At 52.6% G+C, this 5,232-nt stretch carries 4 protein-coding genes and 2 pseudogenes; 1 reads left to right on the forward strand and 5 read right to left on the reverse strand.

Annotated features, from left to right (window positions below):
• Positions 1-720 precede the first annotated feature (720 nt).
• Complete coding sequence (locus C3481_RS15840) at positions 721-1,536, reverse strand: aminoglycoside O-phosphotransferase APH(3')-Ia (protein ID WP_000018329.1); 816 nt, start codon at positions 1,534-1,536, stop codon at positions 721-723.
• Between the two features lie 1,136 nt (positions 1,537-2,672).
• Complete coding sequence (locus C3481_RS15860; protein ID WP_000165985.1) at positions 2,673-2,864, reverse strand: Rop family plasmid primer RNA-binding protein; 192 nt, start codon at positions 2,862-2,864, stop codon at positions 2,673-2,675.
• Between the two features lie 64 nt (positions 2,865-2,928).
• On the opposite strand from C3481_RS15860, the gene C3481_RS16900 reads away from it, so the two are divergent.
• A complete protein-coding gene (locus C3481_RS16900; RefSeq protein ID WP_081450183.1) occupies positions 2,929-3,264 on the forward strand; it encodes a hypothetical protein in 336 nt (111 codons plus the stop codon).
• Positions 3,265-3,281: 17 nt separating this feature from the next.
• Here the strand turns inward: C3481_RS16900 and C3481_RS15870 are convergent.
• The 3 genes and pseudogenes from C3481_RS15870 to C3481_RS15885 all read right to left on the reverse strand — a co-directional run.
• Positions 3,282-3,623, reverse strand: a pseudogene (locus C3481_RS15870) (hypothetical protein); the annotation flags it as partial.
• Positions 3,624-3,672: 49 nt separating this feature from the next.
• Positions 3,673-4,755 (reverse strand): DNA-binding transcriptional repressor LacI, encoded by a 1,083-nt coding sequence (gene lacI / locus C3481_RS15880; RefSeq protein ID WP_000805902.1) that lies wholly within the window; start codon positions 4,753-4,755, stop codon positions 3,673-3,675.
• A 79-nt stretch (positions 4,756-4,834) separates the two neighbouring features.
• Positions 4,835-5,119, reverse strand: a pseudogene (locus tag C3481_RS15885) (MFS transporter); the annotation flags it as partial.
• Positions 5,120-5,232 lie beyond the last annotated feature (113 nt).

Here is a 5,232-nt window from a genome sequence, read left to right on the forward strand (position 1 = left end):
TCGAGCACCACCACCACCACCACTGAGATCCGGCTGCTAACAAAGCCCGAAAGGAAGCTGAGTTGGCTGCTGCCACCGCTGAGCAATAACTAGCATAACCCCTTGGGGCCTCTAAACGGGTCTTGAGGGGTTTTTTGCTGAAAGGAGGAACTATATCCGGATTGGCGAATGGGACGCGCCCTGTAGCGGCGCATTAAGCGCGGCGGGTGTGGTGGTTACGCGCAGCGTGACCGCTACACTTGCCAGCGCCCTAGCGCCCGCTCCTTTCGCTTTCTTCCCTTCCTTTCTCGCCACGTTCGCCGGCTTTCCCCGTCAAGCTCTAAATCGGGGGCTCCCTTTAGGGTTCCGATTTAGTGCTTTACGGCACCTCGACCCCAAAAAACTTGATTAGGGTGATGGTTCACGTAGTGGGCCATCGCCCTGATAGACGGTTTTTCGCCCTTTGACGTTGGAGTCCACGTTCTTTAATAGTGGACTCTTGTTCCAAACTGGAACAACACTCAACCCTATCTCGGTCTATTCTTTTGATTTATAAGGGATTTTGCCGATTTCGGCCTATTGGTTAAAAAATGAGCTGATTTAACAAAAATTTAACGCGAATTTTAACAAAATATTAACGCTTACAATTTAGGTGGCACTTTTCGGGGAAATGTGCGCGGAACCCCTATTTGTTTATTTTTCTAAATACATTCAAATATGTATCCGCTCATGAATTAATTCTTAGAAAAACTCATCGAGCATCAAATGAAACTGCAATTTATTCATATCAGGATTATCAATACCATATTTTTGAAAAAGCCGTTTCTGTAATGAAGGAGAAAACTCACCGAGGCAGTTCCATAGGATGGCAAGATCCTGGTATCGGTCTGCGATTCCGACTCGTCCAACATCAATACAACCTATTAATTTCCCCTCGTCAAAAATAAGGTTATCAAGTGAGAAATCACCATGAGTGACGACTGAATCCGGTGAGAATGGCAAAAGTTTATGCATTTCTTTCCAGACTTGTTCAACAGGCCAGCCATTACGCTCGTCATCAAAATCACTCGCATCAACCAAACCGTTATTCATTCGTGATTGCGCCTGAGCGAGACGAAATACGCGATCGCTGTTAAAAGGACAATTACAAACAGGAATCGAATGCAACCGGCGCAGGAACACTGCCAGCGCATCAACAATATTTTCACCTGAATCAGGATATTCTTCTAATACCTGGAATGCTGTTTTCCCGGGGATCGCAGTGGTGAGTAACCATGCATCATCAGGAGTACGGATAAAATGCTTGATGGTCGGAAGAGGCATAAATTCCGTCAGCCAGTTTAGTCTGACCATCTCATCTGTAACATCATTGGCAACGCTACCTTTGCCATGTTTCAGAAACAACTCTGGCGCATCGGGCTTCCCATACAATCGATAGATTGTCGCACCTGATTGCCCGACATTATCGCGAGCCCATTTATACCCATATAAATCAGCATCCATGTTGGAATTTAATCGCGGCCTAGAGCAAGACGTTTCCCGTTGAATATGGCTCATAACACCCCTTGTATTACTGTTTATGTAAGCAGACAGTTTTATTGTTCATGACCAAAATCCCTTAACGTGAGTTTTCGTTCCACTGAGCGTCAGACCCCGTAGAAAAGATCAAAGGATCTTCTTGAGATCCTTTTTTTCTGCGCGTAATCTGCTGCTTGCAAACAAAAAAACCACCGCTACCAGCGGTGGTTTGTTTGCCGGATCAAGAGCTACCAACTCTTTTTCCGAAGGTAACTGGCTTCAGCAGAGCGCAGATACCAAATACTGTCCTTCTAGTGTAGCCGTAGTTAGGCCACCACTTCAAGAACTCTGTAGCACCGCCTACATACCTCGCTCTGCTAATCCTGTTACCAGTGGCTGCTGCCAGTGGCGATAAGTCGTGTCTTACCGGGTTGGACTCAAGACGATAGTTACCGGATAAGGCGCAGCGGTCGGGCTGAACGGGGGGTTCGTGCACACAGCCCAGCTTGGAGCGAACGACCTACACCGAACTGAGATACCTACAGCGTGAGCTATGAGAAAGCGCCACGCTTCCCGAAGGGAGAAAGGCGGACAGGTATCCGGTAAGCGGCAGGGTCGGAACAGGAGAGCGCACGAGGGAGCTTCCAGGGGGAAACGCCTGGTATCTTTATAGTCCTGTCGGGTTTCGCCACCTCTGACTTGAGCGTCGATTTTTGTGATGCTCGTCAGGGGGGCGGAGCCTATGGAAAAACGCCAGCAACGCGGCCTTTTTACGGTTCCTGGCCTTTTGCTGGCCTTTTGCTCACATGTTCTTTCCTGCGTTATCCCCTGATTCTGTGGATAACCGTATTACCGCCTTTGAGTGAGCTGATACCGCTCGCCGCAGCCGAACGACCGAGCGCAGCGAGTCAGTGAGCGAGGAAGCGGAAGAGCGCCTGATGCGGTATTTTCTCCTTACGCATCTGTGCGGTATTTCACACCGCAATGGTGCACTCTCAGTACAATCTGCTCTGATGCCGCATAGTTAAGCCAGTATACACTCCGCTATCGCTACGTGACTGGGTCATGGCTGCGCCCCGACACCCGCCAACACCCGCTGACGCGCCCTGACGGGCTTGTCTGCTCCCGGCATCCGCTTACAGACAAGCTGTGACCGTCTCCGGGAGCTGCATGTGTCAGAGGTTTTCACCGTCATCACCGAAACGCGCGAGGCAGCTGCGGTAAAGCTCATCAGCGTGGTCGTGAAGCGATTCACAGATGTCTGCCTGTTCATCCGCGTCCAGCTCGTTGAGTTTCTCCAGAAGCGTTAATGTCTGGCTTCTGATAAAGCGGGCCATGTTAAGGGCGGTTTTTTCCTGTTTGGTCACTGATGCCTCCGTGTAAGGGGGATTTCTGTTCATGGGGGTAATGATACCGATGAAACGAGAGAGGATGCTCACGATACGGGTTACTGATGATGAACATGCCCGGTTACTGGAACGTTGTGAGGGTAAACAACTGGCGGTATGGATGCGGCGGGACCAGAGAAAAATCACTCAGGGTCAATGCCAGCGCTTCGTTAATACAGATGTAGGTGTTCCACAGGGTAGCCAGCAGCATCCTGCGATGCAGATCCGGAACATAATGGTGCAGGGCGCTGACTTCCGCGTTTCCAGACTTTACGAAACACGGAAACCGAAGACCATTCATGTTGTTGCTCAGGTCGCAGACGTTTTGCAGCAGCAGTCGCTTCACGTTCGCTCGCGTATCGGTGATTCATTCTGCTAACCAGTAAGGCAACCCCGCCAGCCTAGCCGGGTCCTCAACGACAGGAGCACGATCATGCGCACCCGTGGGGCCGCCATGCCGGCGATAATGGCCTGCTTCTCGCCGAAACGTTTGGTGGCGGGACCAGTGACGAAGGCTTGAGCGAGGGCGTGCAAGATTCCGAATACCGCAAGCGACAGGCCGATCATCGTCGCGCTCCAGCGAAAGCGGTCCTCGCCGAAAATGACCCAGAGCGCTGCCGGCACCTGTCCTACGAGTTGCATGATAAAGAAGACAGTCATAAGTGCGGCGACGATAGTCATGCCCCGCGCCCACCGGAAGGAGCTGACTGGGTTGAAGGCTCTCAAGGGCATCGGTCGAGATCCCGGTGCCTAATGAGTGAGCTAACTTACATTAATTGCGTTGCGCTCACTGCCCGCTTTCCAGTCGGGAAACCTGTCGTGCCAGCTGCATTAATGAATCGGCCAACGCGCGGGGAGAGGCGGTTTGCGTATTGGGCGCCAGGGTGGTTTTTCTTTTCACCAGTGAGACGGGCAACAGCTGATTGCCCTTCACCGCCTGGCCCTGAGAGAGTTGCAGCAAGCGGTCCACGCTGGTTTGCCCCAGCAGGCGAAAATCCTGTTTGATGGTGGTTAACGGCGGGATATAACATGAGCTGTCTTCGGTATCGTCGTATCCCACTACCGAGATATCCGCACCAACGCGCAGCCCGGACTCGGTAATGGCGCGCATTGCGCCCAGCGCCATCTGATCGTTGGCAACCAGCATCGCAGTGGGAACGATGCCCTCATTCAGCATTTGCATGGTTTGTTGAAAACCGGACATGGCACTCCAGTCGCCTTCCCGTTCCGCTATCGGCTGAATTTGATTGCGAGTGAGATATTTATGCCAGCCAGCCAGACGCAGACGCGCCGAGACAGAACTTAATGGGCCCGCTAACAGCGCGATTTGCTGGTGACCCAATGCGACCAGATGCTCCACGCCCAGTCGCGTACCGTCTTCATGGGAGAAAATAATACTGTTGATGGGTGTCTGGTCAGAGACATCAAGAAATAACGCCGGAACATTAGTGCAGGCAGCTTCCACAGCAATGGCATCCTGGTCATCCAGCGGATAGTTAATGATCAGCCCACTGACGCGTTGCGCGAGAAGATTGTGCACCGCCGCTTTACAGGCTTCGACGCCGCTTCGTTCTACCATCGACACCACCACGCTGGCACCCAGTTGATCGGCGCGAGATTTAATCGCCGCGACAATTTGCGACGGCGCGTGCAGGGCCAGACTGGAGGTGGCAACGCCAATCAGCAACGACTGTTTGCCCGCCAGTTGTTGTGCCACGCGGTTGGGAATGTAATTCAGCTCCGCCATCGCCGCTTCCACTTTTTCCCGCGTTTTCGCAGAAACGTGGCTGGCCTGGTTCACCACGCGGGAAACGGTCTGATAAGAGACACCGGCATACTCTGCGACATCGTATAACGTTACTGGTTTCACATTCACCACCCTGAATTGACTCTCTTCCGGGCGCTATCATGCCATACCGCGAAAGGTTTTGCGCCATTCGATGGTGTCCGGGATCTCGACGCTCTCCCTTATGCGACTCCTGCATTAGGAAGCAGCCCAGTAGTAGGTTGAGGCCGTTGAGCACCGCCGCCGCAAGGAATGGTGCATGCAAGGAGATGGCGCCCAACAGTCCCCCGGCCACGGGGCCTGCCACCATACCCACGCCGAAACAAGCGCTCATGAGCCCGAAGTGGCGAGCCCGATCTTCCCCATCGGTGATGTCGGCGATATAGGCGCCAGCAACCGCACCTGTGGCGCCGGTGATGCCGGCCACGATGCGTCCGGCGTAGAGGATCGAGATCTCGATCCCGCGAAATTAATACGACTCACTATAGGGGAATTGTGAGCGGATAACAATTCCCCTCTAGAAATAATTTTGTTTAACTTTAAGAAGGAGATATACCATGG

Origin of the sequence: Microbacterium sp. Ru50, assembly GCF_002920555.1 — a bacterium.
GTDB classification, from domain to species: Bacteria; Actinomycetota; Actinomycetes; order Actinomycetales; family Microbacteriaceae; genus Microbacterium; species Microbacterium arborescens.

What these genes read in the sequence shown, in the direction of transcription:
- C3481_RS16900 (WP_081450183.1), top strand. Translation starts at nt 2,929, where the DNA reads ATGCTCACGATACGGGTTACTGATGATGAACATGCCCGGTTACTGGAA.
- C3481_RS15840 (WP_000018329.1), bottom strand. Translation starts at nt 1,536, where the DNA reads ATGAGCCATATTCAACGGGAAACGTCTTGCTCTAGGCCGCGATTAAAT.